The organism is Amycolatopsis lurida (assembly GCF_900105055.1).
GTDB lineage: Bacteria > Actinomycetota > Actinomycetes > Mycobacteriales > Pseudonocardiaceae > Amycolatopsis > Amycolatopsis lurida.
In genome coordinates, this window is sequence record NZ_FNTA01000004.1 from 6,226,989 (window position 1) to 6,247,017 (window position 20,029).

The window sequence follows — 20,029 nt, forward strand, 5'->3', positions numbered from 1 at the left end:
TGAGATGGAGATGTATCGGTATGGTCAACAAAGATGATTCGCTGAATGAGTACGCGTGGCTCATCAATGACTTTGTCGAGCGGGTGCCCGGCGTGGCGCACGGTGTCGCGGTGTCGTCCGACGGGTTACTCATCGCTTCGTCGAGTACGCTGCCGCAAGACCGTGCCGATCAGCTGGCGGCGGTCGCCTGCGGGCTGGTCAGCCTGACCGAAGGTGCGGCGCGGTGCTTCGAGGCGGGGAATGTGAACGAGACCATCGTCGAGATGGACGCGGGAACTATGCTGCTGATGGCGATCAGCGACGGTTCGTGCCTGTCAATCCTCGCCGACCCGGGTTACGACATCGGCCAGATCGCTTACGAGATGGCGCTGCTGGTCGACAGGTTCGGTCACATGCTGACCCCAGAACTTCGGTCGCGGGAAAAAGAAGCCAGCACGGCGTCAACCGCTATCCCGACGAATTAGTTTTCCCGCTTCGGAAAGGGACGCAGATGGAAAAGCACAGGGCAGGTGTCGCCGACGACGCTTCGAAGAAGTCAGTGATTACTTCGAAGATCGTCGTCGCGGGCGGCTTCGGCGTGGGCAAGACGACGTTTGTCGGTGCGGTTTCGGACATCCAGCCACTGACCACTGAGGCCAGGATGACCGTCGCGAGCGGTAGATTGGACGATACCGAGCGCCTTCCTTACAAGGGGTCGACCACAGTCGCGATGGATTTCGGTCGGGTCTCTCTTGACGACGAGTTACTACTGTACCTGTTCGGCACCCCCGGGCAGGAGCGCTTCTGGTTCATGTGGGATAGCTTGGTGCGTGGATCGATCGGCGCTGTCGTACTGGCGGACACCCGGCGGCTTTCCGACTCGTTCTCGTCGGTTGACTTCTTTGAGAATCGCAACATCCCTTACGTCATTGGAGTAAACACGTTCGACGGTATCCTGCATCACCCACTCGAACATGTCCGGCGAGCCATGGCGGTCGACCCTTCGATCCCGATCTTTCGATGTGACGCGCGCCACCGAGACGAGGTCAAGGACACGCTACTCGGGCTCATCGAGCATGTGATGAAACGGGTCGAGCAGGTTGCCGAACCGTCCATGGCGTAGTAAGTGAATCGGAAAAATTCAGAATTACTCGGAATAGAATGGTTGACGGTAATGCCTGACGAAAAGCCGGAGATTGTCGCTCTTGACGTTGAGAAGTTCAACGAGATGACCAAGTTCGACGGCGTCGTCGTGATCCATCTCTCTGCAGCCTGGTGCACGCCCTGTAAGGCGTTTAACGCAGTTTTCGACAAGACGGCGGGAAATCACGATGACGTCGTGTTCGCCTCGCTCGATACTGACACGCAGCCCGAACTCGGCGCGGCCTTTAATGTCAAATCGATCCCGACGATCGCAGTGTTGCGTGGGGGTGCACTCATCTTCACGCACGAAGGGTCACTCAGTGAAAAAGCGCTCAGCGACGTGATCCGCCAAGCCGGGGAGGCCGACCTGGAGGCTATTCGCAAATCTGTTGCCGCTGCTGGCGTGGCAAAGCTGGGCAAGAGCGGTGGCAGGTGAAATGCGATGAATATCGAGATTGGCTCTCGAGCGCCGGACTTTACGCTTAACAGCAATCATCTGAAGCCTGTGACATTGTCTTCCTTTGCGGGAGACAAGAATGTCCTGCTCGTGTACTATCCGCGAGCATTCACGCCGATTTGCCGCGGTGAGCTGTGTCAGTTGCGCGATGAAGTGGAAATCTATCATAAATACGATGTCCAGGTGATCGGGGTGTCAGTGGACTCCCCGTTCTGTCTGAAAGCGTGGGCTGATACGCAGGGATACCCCTTTCCGTTGCTGTCCGATTTCTGGCCGCACGGTGAGGTGGCGGAGACTTATGGGAGTTTCGATGACGCGCTCGGCGTTGCTCGGCGAGGCACCTTCTTGATCGATACCGAAGGAATCATTCGCTTCGCCAAGGTGCAGGAAGAAGACGTGGCTCGAGATCAAAGTGAGTGGAAGAGTCAGGTCGCGAGTATGCTCGGGTCTCATGGCCGTGATCTGTCGGAAGTCGCGGTTCCTGCGGCGCCTGGCAACTGGATCACTCTACACGGAGAAGGCTGAGCATCGGCTCCGGAAGTGATGGTGCAATGGTGGAGCGAATGCTTCTCTTGGCCTCCTATTGCGCTTGGAGGCTTACTGAGAGGGTTGCCTCCCTTGTGGTTGATGATCGTTCAAACTGGATCGATCAGTCCAAAATCGGCGGCGAGCAAGCTCTCTTCAGGGTGCTGACCTGCGGAAACTGCAGTGTCCGGGGTGGTCGACCGGTGAGCGACTCTCAATTAAGGGTTTATGAAGGTGCTCGCGCGACGCTCTGCACTGGGTTGGAGCCAGTGCGAAGGGAGCGGGGGCGTGGAAGTTCAAAAGGTTTTGGTGCATGCGGCTGACGAGATCAGCGAGGCCGGGGTCAAGGCGATGCTGGGCGGCCACGAGAATCTGCAGATTGTGCCGGACGGGCTGGAGTGTCGTCCGGATGTCCTCGTCGTGGTCGTGGAAGGGCTCGTCGGAGCCAGTACGTTCGCCCTGCTCCGGCGTTTTCGGGCCGATGCTAGCCTCGGTGGTCCCCTCGTGGTGCTCGTAGCGGATGGCTTCAGGTCCGAAGACCTCCTGTTGGCAGTCGAGTGCGGCGTCGCGGCCCTGCTGGCCCGGCACGAGCTCAAGGATGGAACACTGGCTTCCGCTGTCGGTGCCGTCGGCCGAGGTGCCGCGCTCATTCCGTACCGGCTGCAGGGTGTCCTCCTGAGCCAGATCAGTCAGTTGCGTTCGCAAGTGCTAGCTCCGGCAGGTTTGACTCTTTCGGGGTTGGAAACGCGCGAGCGAGATGTTCTGCATTTGATCGCCGAAGGCTATCAAACTGACGAGATTGCGCAACGTCTCACCTACTCCGAGGGTACCGTCAAAAACGTTCTATACGGTCTCATGTCTCGGCTGCGGCTCAATTCTCGCTCTCACGCGGTCGCTTATGCGATGCGTGCCGGAGTCATCTGATAATGGCTTCGGCAAAAAGACAAGTCGTTCTGAACCGACGGGCCATCGGGGGCCGTCGTCGATATGGTGGAGGGCCGAGATGGAACCGGTGCGAGTAGGTGTCTTGGCGGCCGATTCGATTACTCAGCTCGGGCTGACCAGTTTTTTTCGCACCCGCCGGCAGGTTCAGGTCGTCGATCTCGATCACCTGACCGAGCATGATGTGCTAGTGGTGCAGGCTGACCGGATGATGCCACATATCGTCGCCGAACTCTGTGGCGAGGACCAGGTGCCGGTGCCCAAGGTGCTACTGATCGATGAGCTCAGGGACAATGATGTGCTGAGCGCGGTCGAGTGCGGGGTCGTCATCATCCTTCCGCGTGGTCGGACTTCGGGTGACGGATTGGTCGACGCCGTGGTCGCCGCCGCGTCGGGACGCGCCCTGCTCCCCCCGGATCTGCTGGGGCGGCTTCTCCGCATCATTCGGCGGCTGCAAGAGGACGTCCTTACTCCCCGTGGGCTCGGGGCCGCCGGATTGACCGCGCGCGAAGTCGATGTGCTCAGGCTCATGGCGGAGGGACTGGACACTGGTGAGATAGCCGGCGAGCTGTGCTATTCCGAGCGCACCGTCAAGAATGTGATCTCCGAGATGACCAGCAGGCTCAATCTGCGTAACCGGCCACACGCGGTGGCGTACGCCATGCAGGCGGGCGTCATCTGAGTGTGGCGGACGGGAGCTCATCTTTGAGCTCGATGACAGCAGCGGTCAATTCATCATAGATTGGCGTCGGCTCCGTGGGTGGAACCTCTGGGGGCACCACTCCTTTTTCGTCGACGCGAGCATCGGAAGCCATATTCCTAGCGTATCGATCGCCGCCATGGTCAAAAGGAAAACGCCAGTCGTCGGTACGCTGGTTCGCCGACCATGCCCTTTCGTCTGTTGATGTGCCGACACTCAGGGTTCTTTCGTCCACGGGCCTTGCTCGGATGCTCGGCGAGTGGGTGAAGGATTCGTTGAGTCGTCTCTGGTGACATTCGTTGAGTCGGCACGTACTGAGAGCTGACCGTGCCCAGGGCCCGGGAAGCTGAGATCGGAAGGAGGGATGATGGCGCGTCAGCGTGGTGGGCTCATCGGGCGGCGAAAGGAACTGGATGCCCTCGTCGGGCAAGGACACCCCGGGCCAGCTCTCGTTCGGGGTATTCCCGGCAGCGGGAAGACCGCGCTGCTCCAGAATGTTCGCCGTGTCCTCATGGATCGAGCCGCCCCCGTTCTGGACGTGTCCTTTCCCTCGAACGTTCCAGCGTGGGATCTGTTCGGCTTCCGGGCTGTTCTCCAGGCGGTGCGCGAACAGTACGATCTCTTCGACACCGACCTCCGGCTTCCGGATTCCATCGACGACGTGACCCGTCTGTGCACCGAGGATGGATACGCCGACCGATGGACGAGGTTCTGCCTACTTCATGCGATGAGTACGTTGTTCACTCGTCTGAACACGACGGCTCCGGTAGCGGTTCTCCTCGATGATCTCCACCGGCTTACGACGCCGATGTTGGCCGTGGCGCCGATGCATCGAGCCGGCCATGCGGTGATCGCTTCGTCCCGGATGACGCTTGCGGGAACTGTAGATCTGCTTGACGGCGCGTTTCTGCAGACGATCGAGCTCGAGCCCCTTTCGTCAGAAGAGTCCGTAGGCCTGCTCCGGCGAGTGGCGAGGGGGCGAGTCGCGCCCGCGACCGTACAGGCCGTCCGGGAAGCTCTTGGCCCGCTGTGGGGTAACCCTGCTGCGGTCGTCGCGACGATGACCGACTTGCGCGATCGCGGCAGGCTCAAGGCGGTCGACGGTGTTGCCTACCTTCAGAACCCACAAACTCCGGTCGCCCTTCCTGCCGCTCATCCCATCTTGGCTGAGCTCGCCCGGTTCGGTGCTATCGGCAAGCAGCTGCTGCTCCTCGCCGCGGGACCGAATGGCCTGTCCGTCGACGACCTTCCGTTCGTGACCGGTGGCGAAGAGGAAACGAAGGTCGCCGGCCAAGCGGTCGATGCGCTGATCCGCGACGGTATTCTCGAGTGCGAGGCCGCCGACACGGTCCGATGCCGAGTGCCCGGCGTCGGTGCGGCCTTGGCTGAAGAAGTAGGGCTTCGGGGACCAGGCCGCTTGCACCGTGAAATCGCCGAGCGCCTCTGGAACCGCAGTGGCGTGTCCCAGTCTCATTTGGACACTCTCGCCAGGCACGTGGCCTTGGCGGGACGCGAATTACCTAGTCGTCCGGAGCTCTCGAGTGTGCTCGAGGAAGCCGAAAGTCTGCAAGCAGTCGACGCTCCCACACGGACTCGCCACCTGTACGCGGCGTGGTGGCACGCCGGTCAGGAGACGGATCGCAGCGCGCGGCAGACCGAAATAGTCCGCCACCTAGTGCGAGTTGCCGACTACTCGACGATGGCCGAGTTCGTGGCCGAAGCATCGGACGATGCTCCGGACGCGGCGAGGGCTGAACTCGCGGTCGGAGCAGTTCTGGCCGCTCTTCACCTCGGCCGTCCGGTGCCGGGCGGCCTATGCGATCGGTTGAGCCGAAGTGACGCGGCTCGCGCGGTGCTGGGGTTGGCCGAGCGCTGGTTCGCCGGCGATCGACTCGAGCCGCACGACGTCAGCGCCTGCCTCACCCCGCTGTGGCGGCAGATCTGCATTGCCGCACCACAACTGAGCCGGCGCACCTGGCCTAGCCTACGTTGCGGCGGCCTGGTCGCTGATGCCACTGCCATGGGTGACCTCGCTCCGGTACTCCGGGCCGTCTTGGGCAGCGACTACCGGGTGCCCTCGTCCGGACCGCTTTCGGTCTACCACCGGGCTTGTACGGGATACGCCGAAGGACGGTGGGCCGATGCGCTCGGTGCGGTGGAAGAGTTGGGTACGCAGGACGCCGTGGACACACCCTTCCGAGAGCATGCCCGGCTGCTCGCAGCCGAGATGTGCGGGTGGCAGAGCGATGGTCGGCGGGCGTCCGAATGGCTCGCCACGGTGCCGCGATCCAGCCACCTTCGTTATCTGAGGGCTTGGGTGGAAGCCGGTTTGCATCATCACGCGGGAGAGAACGAGGAAGCGTTCGAAGCTGGCCTTCGCGCTTTCCGTGCCCGCCCGTTCTCCTACGACGATCTTGGTGCCTCGTGGCTGTTGACCCGGCTGGCTTGGCTTGCGGGAGTCACCGAGAAGACAGGCATGCGCCGCATTGTCGTCGATGTGGCCGAGACATACCACGAGTTCCGCCTCTCCGCGCGTTCGTTCGGAGCGCTCGCCCTGGTACGCGGTCTCGTCGAAGGCGCGGGGACGCGGATTCACGCAGCTGAACGGCTGGTCAGCAAGCGCGGCGACCATGAACTTGTCCTGCTCAATGAGCCAGCCGCCCAATTGTCCACTTTGCCACGCGGCTGGTTACGGGACGCGGCTGAGCACAGCCGTCCCCGTGGTGCTGCCCGCCCCGTAGGGAAGACGCGGGAAGCCATGAATCCGGGTGCCCGCATGGCGGTCGAGCGTTCGGAGGCCGAGATGCTGTCCGACACCGAGCTTGAAATTCTCCAGCTGATCCGGACAGGGCAGACCAATCGGCAGATCGCGCGCGTCGTCCGGCTGAGCGAAAAGACGGTCGAAAAACATCTATCGAGGCTCTTCCTGAAGGCGGGCTGTCGTACCAGGTACGGGTTGGCTACGTCTGCGCTGGCGCGTCCGCGCGACGTGATCGGCGCCTAGTAGGACGCAATCCGGTCGTCGTAAGTGGGTGATGGCAGTTAAAAAATTCACTACCAGTCACGACCACGGACTGTGGCGGGGCGTCTCTCGTGAGGGAACTCCGCCGGAAACGTACGTCGCGGATGTACCAGGGTGCGCTCGAAACGTTGACGCGTCACAGTGGTGTTCCGGACGGGTAGTGCGCCCCCGGACACCCTTCGATCTTTCCCCGGTAGCGGAAGGCGAAATCGATGTCGCTCCTGAAGATGCCACGCCTCGGCCGGCGCAAAGCGTGTGCGTCCTACCGGAGGGTCGGCGAGGCGCTGCTTGTTCACGGCCCCGCTGGGATGACTGCCGGAGCCGGAAAGCTGGCGGCCTCGTTGCAGGCCGACACTGACTACGTCCTCGTCGTCTTGGATCTTCCAGTGGGCTCGTCGCTGCGGGACTGGGATGCCGTCGCGGATGCCGTCGCGGAGGACGAGCGCGCAGTCCGGCTGTTGCCCGTCAAGGAAGCCTGTGAAATCACCATCGTGGCCGCGCAGTGGCTCGCCGACCGGATCGGCCGTCCGGTGTGCTATCCGGACGGCGTGATGCTTGTTGGATCGAGCGGCTTAATCTTCCTTCCCACGAAAGGGAGCGAAGGATGGACCGTATGCACCCCTGGCCAGGTCGCGGTCCGGCAAGGTCGGCGCTACCCCGTTCCGAATTGGGAGGCACCAGCCAATTCGAGTCTGCTTCGGGTCGGGCGGTCCGCGACAGCCGAACCGCTGCCTGCGGGGCTTTGGATTCGCTCCGACGGCCCTGAGTCCTGGCTGGAAGCTGGCCGTGCGAAGCTGACGCGCTGGCTCAGTGTCTCGAGCCAGGAGGTCACTGTCGTACTCGGGGCATATGGCGTGCCCCCTCTGCAGCCGGCGGATGTCGCACAATGGTGGGCCGCTCTTGAGCCGGCTACTCGGGCGAACGTGCGGTTCTTCTGCTTCGGACAGGTCTTCGAGGCGGCCAAGGTCGCGCCAGGGCAAATACTGGCGGACGTGCTTGGCGAGGAAGTCGTTTGTTACGGCGGACTTCCGGTCGGGCGTTCGGATGCGCCGGAGGTGTTCACCCTGCGACCGGACGGGTCACACGGCGTCCGCACCTTCGCCGAGCAATTGGTCTTCCTGCCCCGGCGAGCCCCACGATCTGAAAACGACCTCTTCGCGCCGCGGATCCGGCGCTCCCGCCCTCCGTTCGAGAGTCTCACGGAGAGCGAGCCTGGCCTCTACCTGCATGATTCCGGCGCCGTGGTCGAAGTGGTCCAGGCAGGTTTGTGGGTACGCCCACCGGAGGTGCCCGCTCAAGCGACTGCGATCAGGGCCACTCCGCCTGAGGCCGAATCGCTCCTCGTGTTTCACGACCCGGCAGACGAGAGACTCGTGGCGCGCGTGCTCGATCAGCTCGACGACAAGGCCCGTGCCGTGACCAAGACGGTGTCGGTCACCACACCGGTCGAACGGTCGCGAACGCACTTGAGCTCCGCGTCCGATCTCACGATGCCCTTGACGCCGCTGCCCAGGCTTTCCCAGCTCTTCCGCCGAGGACCGGGATCGGTGGCCGCACCCACAGGAGAGCAGGACGATCCCGGCCTCCTCGGGGGCCAGGAATCCCACGAAGAGATCGCCCAAGACTACGACAGGACCTTGGCCACCGAAAAGATCCGACACCCCGCCGCGAAGCCATCCGGCCAGCGCACCGAGTCGGCTCCGCTGGCCGAGCAGACGGAGGAACTGGACGACCATCCGCTCGCCCGGTCGGTCATGCAACAGCCGCCGGATCCCCGGCATCGGGTTTGGCCGGCGCCTCCCGGATTCAGTGCCGAACTGACGATGGTTCGGTCAGGCCGGGAGTCGGCTTTCGATGCACTGTCGGAGCGGGTCGGCGCCGTCATGCGCCGGTTTTCGCCGAACCGCCTCGCGCCCGAGAGCGTTCTCACGGCGGCCGTGGCCGCGGGTCTGTACCTGGCAGGGGAAGACCCGGACGTCGACGGAGGACTACGTGCCAGGACCGCGGGTCCCCATGTCGACTTCGGTAGGTGTGTGGCCGACGGCTTGCAGAAGCTACCCCTGCATCGGAAGGCCACGGCTAGCGTGGTCGCCCCCGGTCCGGAACTGTGGGAACTCCTTGAGACTGGGATCGTGCTGCTCGAGTGGGGTTTCTTGCACACGCGTACCGTGCTCGGTCCGGTGGAAATCGGATCCACCGACTTGGTCGTCTGGTCACTTACCGGGCGCCAGACTACGGTGATCGAACCGATGGAAGGCGGCGTCGCCGATCGGGTGGTCTTTTCACCCGGGACTGCTTTCAAGGTGCTCGAGGTGATCGAGCCGGAGGGGGAGAAGAGGGGCAGAATCCTGATGCGCGAGCTGGCAGACGCAGATACCGGTAAGGACGAGAAGTCATCAGGCCGCGACGGCCTCATTCGGGCTTCCCTGCAGAGGTTCGCCGACCGGGCAATTCGTGCAGTCGAGCCGGTGCCAACCGGGCAGGCGAGCAGGTTCGGCCGGGTGCCCGGTGTCGCCAACGCGATGATCCTGGAGGGACGACGGTGAGCGGGCAGGCCGTAGACGTCGAGACTGGAGAACCCGGTGGAGGTCGGTTGCTGCTGCTCCTCGATCCAGAGTTCGTCTCGAGCGACGAGCAGAAGGACGTTCCGGCGCACGTCATCCTCGGCGCGTGGCTCCTTGACGAATCGGGCATGCCGAGCCGATTCCAACCCAACCCGGAATATCGGCCCACTACGCCAGGGTCGCCGCTCGATCCTGTGGACGCTGTGCTCCGCGCGCTCGCCGACGGCAAGGACGTCGCCGACCAGCTCCCCGCTGTGCTGCGCGACACGGTCCTGGGGATCGCCACGGAAGACGACGGGACCGCGATTATCCAACCCGCCCCGGATGGAGTGCCATCGGTCCAGGTGGCCACTTCACACGGCCACCGCGCACGGGTCGCCGATGCTGTCCGGTGGCTGAACGTCACAGTCGAGGAACTGGCCGAGGCATTACCCTCGCAGGGCGTAGATGTGCTGCTCAACCCCGGCTCGCCGGCGTCGATGCGGGTGCTGGCAGGGACGATCCGAGCGGCGGCGGATCACACAGGCCAGGCCTGATCAGCGGGTCAGAAGCTCAGCTCGCCATTCGCGATGGCCACGGACAATTCGATGCGGGAGCGGTACCCACTCCGGGTGAACAGTCGGCTTAGCCTGCCTTCAACGCTCTTTTCGCTCGAGCTGAGCGCCGCGGCGATCTGCTTGTTGCTCAAACCTTCGGCCGCCAGCGTCGCCAGCAACCGCTCGTTCTCCTGGACCGTGTTCCGGCGGCCAGGGATGACGACGCCGTACTCTCGCATGAGCGTCCGAGCCTTCGCACGGTAAAGGAGCGCACCCATGCCGCCCATCAGCTCGTAGGCTTGGCTGAGTAGGGTCGGCTCCGCCAGCCCGTGACTTACCAGGCGCACGATCGTGAGTGAAAGCTCGAAAGGCTGGCCACGTTCACGAGCTACTCGCAGGCATTCTGCTGTCGCGGCCGGTTCCCGCGTGAGCACTGCGCGGATGAACCGCGCGTACAGCCTAGCGCGGCCGGTCACCAAGGTGCGGGCCATCCGTTCGGCCGCCACTAGGCAGTCCTCGGCCGTTTTACGGTCATTCAGGTCGAGAGCCAAGTCCGCCAACTCGGCGTAGGCGATGTCGCAGCCGACCACCAAACCGCGTTCGGCGGAGGTTTCCAGTGCGGCGGTGAGCCGTTCGGCCGCCAGCTGGTCGTTACCAAGCGCGCGGTCGACCCAAGCTTCCGTGAAGTCGAGCAGGTGCCCGAGTACCGGTGTGGTCTCCCGCGCCGAAGCCAGCAATTCCCGTGCGGTGGCAAGACGTCCCTGGCCTACCAGAGCAGAAACCGTGGCGTGGAACATCCCGGTCGTCGAGGAAGCGAAGCTGGGGGCTGCACGGCACGCCACGGTGCGGCACGCCAGGCCGGTCGCGGTCCGGAAGTCGCCGTGCAGGATAGCGGCCATCGCCCGGTTAGCGGGCCTTGCGTTCGTCCAGGAGAGGTCTTCGTCGTCCAGCAGCTTCTCGGCACGGTCGAGCTCTCCGATCAGGAGCAATCCGGTGAGATGTGCGTCGACCTGCGCCATGCGGTGGCGCGGGTCCTCGCGCAGCGGCCATTGCTCACGGTCGGAGAGGTTTCCTTCGAAGCATTCGGGGCGGCCCTGCCACAGGTTGCCGATCGCTTTGACCAGGCGGGCAACAATCGCCTGCGACTGTCGATTTTGGTCATTCGAGTCGGTGTCCGCCCACCGCTCTGCTTCCAACCAGCGGTCGAGGAGCCCGCAAGCGAGAGCGCGGAGCATGACTTGTGAGCCGGGATCGCCGGGCAGCCTTTGTTTCCCGTCCGCGATGTCGCGTAACGACGCGGTGTCGCCGAGGCCGCGAAGGCCCAGGACGACCAGTATCTGTGCCTCGAATGCGGCATCCGGGTTCAACCAGTCAACGAACTCACTCAAGATCCACCGTGCGGCGCGAAGGCTTCGTTCGTAGTCCCCGTCGTCGTGGTGGGTGGCGGCGAGCATCAGGAGTATTCGCGCCCGGTCCGACGGGGTGCCGGGGAGCCGGGTTGCGGCGTCGAGCCACCGGGCAGCAGATCCGGCGTCGGTGTCCCTGACCTTCGCGGCGCGGCCGACCAGTTCTTCCGCTGCTCGGGCTGGAGCGACTAAACGGCCGGCAGCAGCGACGAGGTCGGTCAGGTGGCCCGGGTCGGTGCACACTGCGGCTTCCGTCCAGAGGGCGCCGACGGCGGCCGCCGCCAACGCCCGGCGCTCATAGGGCCCACAGGATTCGGCTAATGCGGTGGCGAGGAGTGGGACGGAGAAGCGCCACGTTGCGCCGTGGCATCCGCGGTGGAGAACGCCGGCTGCCCGCAGGATTTCCCAGCGTTGCAGTACCTCTTGCTCGATTATGCCGATCACCTGACCGGCCAGCCCCGGCGCGGCGGGCCCTAGGGGAGAAAGAAATGCCAGTGCTCTTGCCGCTTCCTGCACAGCGGGGTCGAACTCGCTGATCAGCTTTGTGTACCCCCCGGCAAGGGGTAGGGATGCCAGAGCCACCTTTGCGGGAACGAGATAGGCGGACCGGTCCACGGTCCGGATCGCCCCACGCCGACAGAGGGACTCTGTCGCTTCATTCACCGCGGACCATACGCCGCGGCTCAGCGCATGCACGTGGTCGGAAAGCGCGGGGTCCGGAGTCGCTTGGAGGGTCGCCCGCAGGTGGTCCGTCAGCTGCTGCTTGGTCAGCGGCCGTAGTCGCAGGGTGTGTACCAGGTTCTCCTTGCGCAGCCGGGTGATCACTTCGCGACCGAACAGGGAGGCTGCGCCGCCGCTGGGAACACGCAGCGTTCCGACGCACTTCAGTCGCCGGCCGTCGGACATCGGGATCAGTGCTTGAAGCACCGCAAGGGAATCCCGGTCGATCCATTGCAGATCGTCGAGCAACAGAACAGTGCCGTCGCCGGCACGTCGCAGCGCGGCAGCCGCGGCGTGGGCCGCTCGTAACGCCACCACGGGCTTGTCGGCGGCGCCGGCGACCGGGCCGATGGTGGCCCACGCGGGTTCGCCGCGGACCGGCCCTCGCAGACCGGCGGCGGTCACGTTCCGCTCGTTGCTCGACACGGCGGTGAACCGGGCGGGGATGCCGTTTCCGCCCGAAGTGAATCTCATCGCCGAGACGTGTCGGCCCTCGGCTTCGTAGATTTCGCAGAGCCGCGCGAGCACGGTCGTGCGGCCTGTGCCAGCGAGTCCGGTGAGCAAGACCAGCGGGGCGTCAGTCTCACGGATTTCGCCGAGGATGTCCTCCATTTTGCCATCATCAGCGCGCCCTTCGAGCGGAAGAGGATAAGAAAGAGTATTCGTCTGACACCCATGCCCGAAAGTCTCTCATTGCGCCGTTTCTGCGCCACGCGTCCGGTAGCCACGTCTACCGGGTAGATAGAGATTTCGTTGAGTGTCACGTGGTCCCGTGGTGGTCGGATCGACCGCAGGTGAGCGTGACCGACTAAGGAGAACCGTAGCGTGAGCCAGAACGTCGTCATGGTCACCCAAACGCCGGGACAGGGATACCGGCGTATCGGTGAGGCGGTGGCAGGGGCACCGGAGGGCGCCCTGATCGTCGTCGCACCCGGGCGCTACATCGAGAACGTGACGGTTTCCAAGCCTGTGACCATCACCGCGGAGCATGGTGCCGGCACGGTGGTGATCATCGCCAAGGCCGGGGTCGCGGTGACCATGACCGCCGCTTCGGCCGCACTCACGGGAATCACGGCCGTGTCCACGGACGCTGACAATCCCGCTGTCCTCGTGACGCAAGGACAGTTGAGCCTCACCGAGTGTTCGCTGGAAGGGGCAGGCTGGTCCACAATCTACGCCTCGGGGGAAGGCACCGTCCTGATGCGCGGCTGTGAAGTACGCAACTACACAGGCGCGGGTGTCGTTGTCACGTCGCCGCAAGGTGGTGTCCTGGAATCCTGCCGATTCGCCGAAATAGGGACATCGGCGGTCGTCGTCGCCGACGATGGCACATTGGTGATCCGCGCCTGCACCGTGAGCGGGGCCGCCGGAAATGGCATCTGCCTCAATGGTCGCGGCCGTCTGACCGTCGAGGACACCACGATTTCCGGCACGTCGAAGCCCGCGGTCGCGGTCGAACAACAGGCCATGATCGCCGCGAAGCGGCTTTACGCGTCCGATCTGACCGGAATCGGCTTCTACCTTGCCAGCAGCGGAGAAGTCACGCTTGAAGAATGCACGGTGGAACGCGCGGGAGCCGAGGGCGTGTTTGTCGCCGAAGGCTGCAAGCCAGTGCTGCGCGGATGCCGGGTGCAGACCGCCGGTTCACGAGGCGTGCACTTTTCTGCGCGTTCGGGCGGCACCGTAACCCGGTGCGATGTTTCGGGCGTGACCGGGATCGGCGTAAATGTGACCGAACGCGCCGCGCCGGAGTTCCATCACCTCTCGATCTCCGGCTGCTCCGGCTCGGGGCTCAAGGTTTCCGACGCGGCAGATCCTTTCTTCCGTCGGCTGCATGTGCGCGGATCTGATGGTGTGGGGATAGAAATCGAGGACGGCGGCCGCGGCTTGATGGAGAACGTCGAGATCGATGGTGGCGGAGTGGGCTTGCGCGTTGTCGCTGGTTCACGGCTGGTGGTGAACGGACTGAGCATACGCAACACCGCCAACGCCGGCGTGGAAGTCGCCGAAGCCACTCTGTCGCTGGCGGACAGCGCGTTGGAAGGTACCGGCGGGGACGGAGTCCACGCCGGTACCGGGGCCACCCTGTCGTTGCTCCGCTGCCGTGTGCATAGCAGCGCCGGTGCGGGCTGCCGGTTCGGCGAAGGCTCGTCGGGGACCGTGACCGAGTCCGAATTCTCGAGCGGCAAGTCGGACGGCATCGTGCTGGAAACCGGAGAATCCGTGCGGGTGGCTTCCTGCACTGTGCGCGACAACCACGGTAGTGGAGTGCGCCAGCTCCGCCCGGGCACGGCGATCGAGGTGCTGGACCTGATCACGAGCGGCAACTTAAAACCGGACGCCTACGGGACGTCCGTATCCGTCGAGGCCGCGGAACCCGCGCCGTCGATTGCACCCGAGCGCCCCAGACTCGCCGGTGACCCCCTCGAGGAAATGCAGAAGCTGGTCGGACTGGCCGGGGTGAAGCGCGAAGTGACTTCGCTGATCAATATCAATAAGATGGCCAAGCGACGTCAGGACGCAGGGTTGTCGGCACCGCCAATGGCTCGGCATCTGGTGTTCGCCGGCGCGCCCGGCACGGGCAAGACGACGGTCGCGCGCCTTTACGGCCAGGTTCTCGCGCAGCTTGGCGTGCTACGGGAAGGCCACCTCATCGAGGTGGCCCGGGCGGACCTCGTCGCTCAGATCATCGGGGGTACGGCCATCAAGACGACGGAGGCGTTCAACACTGCGCTCGGTGGCGTTCTGTTCATCGATGAGGCGTACACGTTGAGCTCCGGCCAAGGCGGCAGCGGGCCCGACTTCGGTCGTGAGGCGATCGACACCCTGGTCAAGCTAATGGAGGACCACCGGGAGGACGTCGTGGTGATCGCCGCCGGCTACAGCAACGAGATGCAGGATTTCCTTTCGGCGAACCCCGGCATGGAGTCCCGGTTCAGCCGGACCATCGAATTCGCCAACTACACCGCGGACGAACTCGTCACGATCGTCCGGTCCCAGTGCGCCAAGCATGACTATCACCTCGAAGACGAGGCGGCCGCGGCGTTGTTCGAGCATTTCGAGAGGATCCCTAAAGACGGCACATTCGGCAACGGCCGGACCGCGCGCCGGGTGTTCGAGCGGATGACCGACCGGCAGGCTTCCCGACTGGCCGAATCACCGTCGATGAGCCCTGCGGACCTGACCCTTCTGACTGCCGAGGACCTCGATACCAGTGCCTGAGACGACGACGTTGCCCGCGCGCGGATGTCCGTCTCCGCCAGGAGGCCACACCGCAGGGGCAGGAGGCAACATGAACAGTTCCCTTCACCCACAGGCCGAAAGCATCGTCCTCGAGGGTCGAGGCCGGCACTTGCTGATCCGCAGGCACGACGAGGCTGAGCCCGGCGGCGCGATCGGGTGGCCGACGCCTGTGCCGGGACATGCTTTCGTGCTGGCGTCCACCGGCGCGCGACGGGACCCGTCGCTCACCACACTTCTCCCGTCGTTGTTGCATCGTCACATTGCTTCGCTCGGTGACGTCCGATCCGTGCGGATCGGCATACCGGGCTTGGGCGCCGACAGGCTGGTCTCGCAGGCCTTGGCCGATGCGTTGGACGTGGAGATTTTCGCGCCGGACGACGATTTCGTCACACACCCCGGGGGCGCCCTCTTCGCCGGCCGTAGCGGCTGGCTGCTGTTCCGCCCCGGCTCGGCGTGTGCGGTAGGAGGGTACAGGTACCCCGTGCCGCGCTGGGAAGCCTCGATGCCGGCCACGCCGCTGACCGTGGAAGGTGCAGTGATCGATGCGATCCCCGCGGGCGTGCTGATCCGGGAGGCCAACGGCCGGTCGGCGTTACCGGGCGACCCCGCCTACGCGGTGCCCGCTGACGCCGGGGTAATGCGGATCGTCGTGGGCGAAGGCGGCATGGTTCCGGCTCCTGCTGTGGTCGCTGTGGCGGCCGCCCGGTTACCGCGTATACCCGTGCAGCTCGTCGTGCTGCCTTCGCCAGCCCGCACGCATTCCTGGCTGCGGGACTTCGCCAGGGCGTTTGCGCGCGACATCGTCGTGGTCACCGGTCTCGCCGCGGGAAGCGGTATGGATTCCTTTCCGCCGTTCGCGTCGTCGTTCCGGCAACGCGTGGACGGTTCCCAAGAGGTGATCGACGGGGTTCCGCCTCCACGGGGCTGGCAACGTCGTCACCTCACCGGCTATCGGTTCGGGAATGTCCTTGCCGACATCGTGCCCTCCGGTTTAGCGCTGCGGACCGGGGCGGCAGACCCGGACGCGTGCCTGCCGCCGTTCGACCCGGACCGCTGGACGATGCACCTCGGAACGCCGGGTGAGCCCATCGGGCCCGAACTGCTCACTGCGGCAGAGGCCCTGCTCGCGGAACTCGAACCGGGGGTGCGCGACGCGTCGAGTCTGCGCCTGGCCGGGGTACTTGACGATCGGGCGCGCGAGCTGCTGAGCGAACCGTCGGCGCCAGCCGTCGGCGCGGCCCCTCCGACAGTGCCGCGAGCCGAGCCCGCGACGCAGGTACCAGGCCGCGAAAGATTACGCCCGCCCATCAGCGAAGAGCTGCGCCCGACATCCGTGTCCACTCGTGGTCCGGCTGTGCCCACTTCACTCTTGATGTCCGGGCCTCCGGTCCCGACCGTGTCGGGCGCACCGGGGAATTCGGAACGCATTCCGGCGAGCACCTCGGTGTCCTCAGCGGGCACTATCGCTTCTGCGCTCCAGAATGACCAAGTCGCACAGGAAGTCGGCGCGCCCGCGGCGGACGACCGCCCCAGTGCGCGACCGGCGGAGCCTGCCGCGGAGACTGGTGCCGATGCAGCCGGTCCTGGACTCACGCGCACGTCCAGCGTCGAGCCGGCACCGGAATCGCCCGGACTCGGCGAGCAGCTTGAATCCGAGGCCGGTGCCAAGCCTGCGGCTGAGCATCTGACATCCAGCGGCAAAGAACTCGATGTCGCCGATCGGCCGAGCACCTCTACGGAGAAAGCCCGGTTCACGGCGGCGGCCGGCGAAGCCTACAGCGAGGCGTTGGCGACAGTGAACGCGGCGCTGGCGACCTGGCCGTCGATGCGCCAGGCGGACGCCGGTGCCAAAGCGGACTTCGTGGCGGTTTGCCTTTATCTGGGACGTGGCGCGGGCAGCTTCGCCGAGCTGGATGCCGCTGTACGCACTGGGTACAGTGGTGTGCTTGATGCCCAGGTTCCTTGCCTTGTCTCGGGACTACGACGGATGCCCACTCATCGGCGTGCAGTGCTGCGGCAGAGCATCAGCGGTCGGATCGAAAGCGCGGTGGAACCAGGTGCAGTCCTGACCGAGTCAGGGTTTCTGGTCGGGAGCACCGATCTCGACGTGACTGTGCCGGACGCGGACCTCGACGTCCTCATCTGGCCTGTCTCCGCCCGGCGAACGTCGGAGCTGCGGATCGGCCAAGCGGTGAACGAAGTGGTGTTCTTCGCCGGCGCGCGGTTCAAGGCATTGGCCATCCGCAGCGCGGAGGCGGCCGAAGAACCGGCGGACGACGGCCCTGTCGCGCCGAGAACCGCAGCGCTGTTCCGCGAACTCGCCCCGGGCGAACATGTGGCGTCCACCGGTGAGCTCGACGAACAAGACCTCGCAGCGCTGACCAAACTCGACCAGGCACTCGAGCGCCGGCGCCGGTGCACCCTGCGGGTCGTCGACCAGCCCGAAGTGCAGGACAGGATGACGACCTCCTTGCGCGAGTGGCGTGAGGAGGCGGTCGCCCGAACCGCGGGGAACCGCACCACCACCCTGGCGTCGTGAGTGGCCACCGAAAGGACTTCGAACGATGAACGAAAACGCCGGTCGGCGGTTGCCACGGCAGTCGCCGGTGGCTGCCTGCCTGTTTGCTGTGGCTCTACTGTGGACGATCCTTTCCCCGGGTGTCGTTAGCGCAACGCAGGGGCCAGCTCCGTTGCCGACGAACCAGAAGGGTTGCTTGTCACAGCCGGTCGGTACGGAGGCCGGTGTTCCCTGGGCACAACAGCGGCTCGCGCCAGAACGCGTGTGGCCGCTGACCAAAGGATCCGGGGTCACGGTCGGTGTGGTCGACACCGGCGTTGACGCCAAGACGCCGCAATTGTCGGGCGGCCGCGTGCAGCGTGGGCTTGACGTGGCCAACCCTGGCGGGAAGCCCGCGGACGATGACTGCTATGGACACGGTACGTTCGTCGCCGGAATCATCGCCGCGGGCGGGCGGTCCGGCACTGGGTTTGCCGGGATCGCGCCGGATGCGAAAATTTTGCCGATCCGGTGCGCTACCGTCAGTCAGGACGGTTCTCCGCCGAGGCTGACCGCGGCCGAGATGGCGAAAGGTATCCGGGCCGCGGTCGATGGTGGCGCGGACGTGATCAACATCTCGGCCAGTACCAACACTCCCGACCTGGGCCTCGCTGACGCGGTCCGGTACGCCGCTGACCGGAATGTCGTCGTCGTGGCGTCCGCTGCGAACAGTGCGCAGCAAGGCGATCCGGTCACGTATCCGGCGTCGTATCCGTCGGTGATCGCGGTCGGCGCCGCCGACATCGACGGTAAGAAGGCGGATTTCTCCCAGACGGGGAAATTCCTGTCCCTCGTGGGTCCGGGTGTGGGTGTGACGAGCGTCGGTCCTCGGGGCGCCGGGCATTGGCTGGGCAGCGGTACCAGCTATTCGGCGCCCTTTGTGGCTGGCGCCGCCGCCCTTGTGCGCGCGTATCATCCCGAGCTGACCGCCAAGCAGGTCAAACGTCGTCTGGAGTTGACCGCTGATCATCCTGCGGCGGCGCTGCCGGATCCTGGTTTCGGTTGGGGTTTTGTAAACGTGATGGCGGCCGTGTCCACGGTGTTGCCGGAGGAGTCCGGTGCGCGGCTGCCCGTCGTCACTGCCGAGCAGGCGCCTCTCCCGCCGATACCGCCGGTTGCCGGGCATGGATCCGTCGTCGCGCTGGTCGCGGCGATTTCTGTTCCGGTCCTCGCGGCGCTGGCGGTGCTGCTGTCCGGGCTTCTGCGCGGTGCCCGAGAGCGCCGCTGGTTGCCCGCGAGGGTCGCCGAGGTCTCTCGCCGCGGTGAGGTCGGATAGGCAGGCAAGTGCGAAGGGGCAGGATGCCTCGACGAAATACTGCCCAGGCGCGATTTGCTTGGGGTGTGCGCCAGGATTTTGACAGCCTGGTGACGGACACTCGGAAGGAGCGGCAACTGATGTTTTCCGATGATATGTTCGGTGGCGACGCCGGAGTCGGAGAAGCGCTGGCGAATCTGCAGCGCGAGCGGGAGAAAATCGGAAAGCTGAGCGAACTGTGGCGCGACGGCCGGGTCACCGTCCGAGCGAAGGACCAATCGCTGTCGATGACGTTCGATGGGCGAGGTGAGTTGGTCGAACTCCTGTTCAACGAATCGAAGTACCGGCTGCTCGCGCCGGCGCAGTTGGCGAAGACGGTCGTGGACACCTTGCAGCGGGGCAAGGCGGAGTGTATGGCGAAGATGTCAGAAGTGATGGGCACCAGCGCGTCGGGCATCGACTACGGTGCGGCGGCTGCGGGCAAGCTCGATCCGCAGGAAATGATCGAATCCCTGATCGGGCCCATGCTGGGCAGCGTCGGTGTGGAGCGTCGGGACGGGAGGAGGTCATGACCGACGAGTTCCGCCTGGATCCTGACGGGATGCGGGACGTGATCAAGAGACTGGGTGCGTCGGGTGACGATTTCGCCGCCGCCCTGACAAACCTGACCGCTGCCATGGATCGGTACGACGGATGCTGGGGTGAGGACAAGGCAGGGGAGAAGTTCGCGGAAAGTTATGTGGAGAACGCGGACGGAACCCGGGACACGCTGAAGGACCTGCCTTCGAGCATGCGCGACGCGGCCAAAGGTATCCACGACGCGATGGTCCAGTTCCAGGGCCTGGACGAAGACAATGCGAAGCTGTTCGATCAGCAGCTGGCCGAGTCGATGCAGCAGCAGGAAAGTGATAGCCAGGACAGCTAATCCGGGCTTCCCGTCATGAGCTATGCAGTAACGGCTTTCCGGAGGGTGGTGGGCG

The 20,029-nt window shown here is 64.9% G+C and carries 15 protein-coding genes and 1 pseudogene; 14 read left to right on the forward strand and 2 right to left on the reverse strand.

The features are described 5' to 3' along the window. Positions 1-20 precede the first annotated feature (20 nt). The 6 genes and pseudogenes from BLW75_RS34845 to BLW75_RS34870 all read left to right on the forward strand — a co-directional run bounded on the left by BLW75_RS34845 (position 21) and on the right by BLW75_RS34870 (position 3,728). Positions 21-464: a roadblock/LC7 domain-containing protein gene (locus tag BLW75_RS34845; protein ID WP_034323702.1), complete on the forward strand. Its 444-nt coding sequence runs from the start codon at positions 21-23 to the stop codon at positions 462-464. A 26-nt stretch (positions 465-490) separates the two neighbouring features. Further along, positions 491-1,102, forward strand: a complete 612-nt coding sequence (locus BLW75_RS34850; protein ID WP_034323704.1) for a GTP-binding protein — start codon at positions 491-493, stop codon at positions 1,100-1,102. A gap of 51 nt (positions 1,103-1,153) precedes the next feature. Continuing rightward, positions 1,154-1,558 (forward strand): thioredoxin family protein, encoded by a 405-nt coding sequence (locus tag BLW75_RS34855; RefSeq protein WP_091599024.1) that lies wholly within the window; start codon positions 1,154-1,156, stop codon positions 1,556-1,558. A gap of 6 nt (positions 1,559-1,564) precedes the next feature. Beyond that, positions 1,565-2,020, forward strand: a pseudogene (locus BLW75_RS34860) (peroxiredoxin); the annotation flags it as partial. A 372-nt stretch (positions 2,021-2,392) separates the two neighbouring features. Further along, positions 2,393-3,028: a helix-turn-helix transcriptional regulator gene (locus BLW75_RS34865; RefSeq protein ID WP_034323705.1), complete on the forward strand. Its 636-nt coding sequence runs from the start codon at positions 2,393-2,395 to the stop codon at positions 3,026-3,028. 79 nt (positions 3,029-3,107) lie between these two features. Further along, positions 3,108-3,728, forward strand: coding sequence for a helix-turn-helix transcriptional regulator (locus BLW75_RS34870; RefSeq protein WP_034323708.1), 621 nt, complete (start codon positions 3,108-3,110; stop codon positions 3,726-3,728). On the opposite strand, the gene BLW75_RS42525 is transcribed toward BLW75_RS34870, so the two are convergent. Next, positions 3,721-3,981: a hypothetical protein gene (locus tag BLW75_RS42525; protein ID WP_143055409.1), complete on the reverse strand. Its 261-nt coding sequence runs from the start codon at positions 3,979-3,981 to the stop codon at positions 3,721-3,723. The genes BLW75_RS34870 and BLW75_RS42525 overlap by 8 nt on opposite strands. Before the next feature lie 132 nt (positions 3,982-4,113). Here BLW75_RS42525 and BLW75_RS34875 point away from each other — a divergent pair, with 132 nt between their 5' ends. From BLW75_RS34875 to BLW75_RS34885, 3 genes are all read left to right on the forward strand, one after another. Further along, the gene (locus tag BLW75_RS34875; protein ID WP_091600084.1) at positions 4,114-6,750 is read left to right on the forward strand and encodes a helix-turn-helix transcriptional regulator; all 2,637 of its coding nucleotides are present in this window, start codon (positions 4,114-4,116) and stop codon (positions 6,748-6,750) included. A 230-nt stretch (positions 6,751-6,980) separates the two neighbouring features. Then, positions 6,981-9,314 (forward strand): hypothetical protein, encoded by a 2,334-nt coding sequence (locus tag BLW75_RS34880; protein WP_241784138.1) that lies wholly within the window; start codon positions 6,981-6,983, stop codon positions 9,312-9,314. A 47-nt stretch (positions 9,315-9,361) separates the two neighbouring features. Further along, complete coding sequence (locus BLW75_RS34885) at positions 9,362-9,868, forward strand: type VII secretion system-associated protein (protein WP_241784140.1); 507 nt, start codon at positions 9,362-9,364, stop codon at positions 9,866-9,868. 8 nt (positions 9,869-9,876) lie between these two features. Here the strand turns inward: BLW75_RS34885 and BLW75_RS34890 are convergent, their stop codons facing one another. Continuing rightward, the gene (locus tag BLW75_RS34890; protein WP_034323713.1) at positions 9,877-12,606 is read right to left on the reverse strand and encodes an ATP-binding protein; all 2,730 of its coding nucleotides are present in this window, start codon (positions 12,604-12,606) and stop codon (positions 9,877-9,879) included. Positions 12,607-12,819: 213 nt separating this feature from the next. Here BLW75_RS34890 and BLW75_RS34895 point away from each other — a divergent pair, with 213 nt between their 5' ends. The 5 genes from BLW75_RS34895 (at position 12,820) to BLW75_RS34915 (ending at position 19,974) form a co-directional block, all read left to right on the forward strand. Next, positions 12,820-15,216, forward strand: a complete 2,397-nt coding sequence (locus tag BLW75_RS34895) for a right-handed parallel beta-helix repeat-containing protein (protein ID WP_034323715.1) — start codon at positions 12,820-12,822, stop codon at positions 15,214-15,216. 70 nt (positions 15,217-15,286) lie between these two features. After that, entirely contained in the window at positions 15,287-17,776 is a 2,490-nt protein-coding gene (locus BLW75_RS34900; RefSeq protein ID WP_034323718.1) for a hypothetical protein, read from the forward strand. A 25-nt stretch (positions 17,777-17,801) separates the two neighbouring features. Then, on the forward strand, positions 17,802-19,070 hold the full coding sequence (gene mycP, locus BLW75_RS34905) for a type VII secretion-associated serine protease mycosin (protein WP_091599030.1): 1,269 nt from the start codon (positions 17,802-17,804) through the stop codon (positions 19,068-19,070). 119 nt (positions 19,071-19,189) lie between these two features. Next, a complete protein-coding gene (locus tag BLW75_RS34910) occupies positions 19,190-19,621 on the forward strand; it encodes a YbaB/EbfC family nucleoid-associated protein (RefSeq protein ID WP_034323746.1) in 432 nt (143 codons plus the stop codon). Continuing rightward, positions 19,618-19,974 carry a WXG100 family type VII secretion target gene (locus tag BLW75_RS34915; RefSeq protein WP_034323720.1) on the forward strand — a complete coding sequence of 119 codons (357 nt, stop codon included), beginning with the start codon at positions 19,618-19,620 and terminating at the stop codon, positions 19,972-19,974. The genes BLW75_RS34910 and BLW75_RS34915 overlap by 4 nt, the downstream gene beginning before the upstream one ends. The last annotated feature ends 55 nt before the right edge of the window (positions 19,975-20,029 follow it).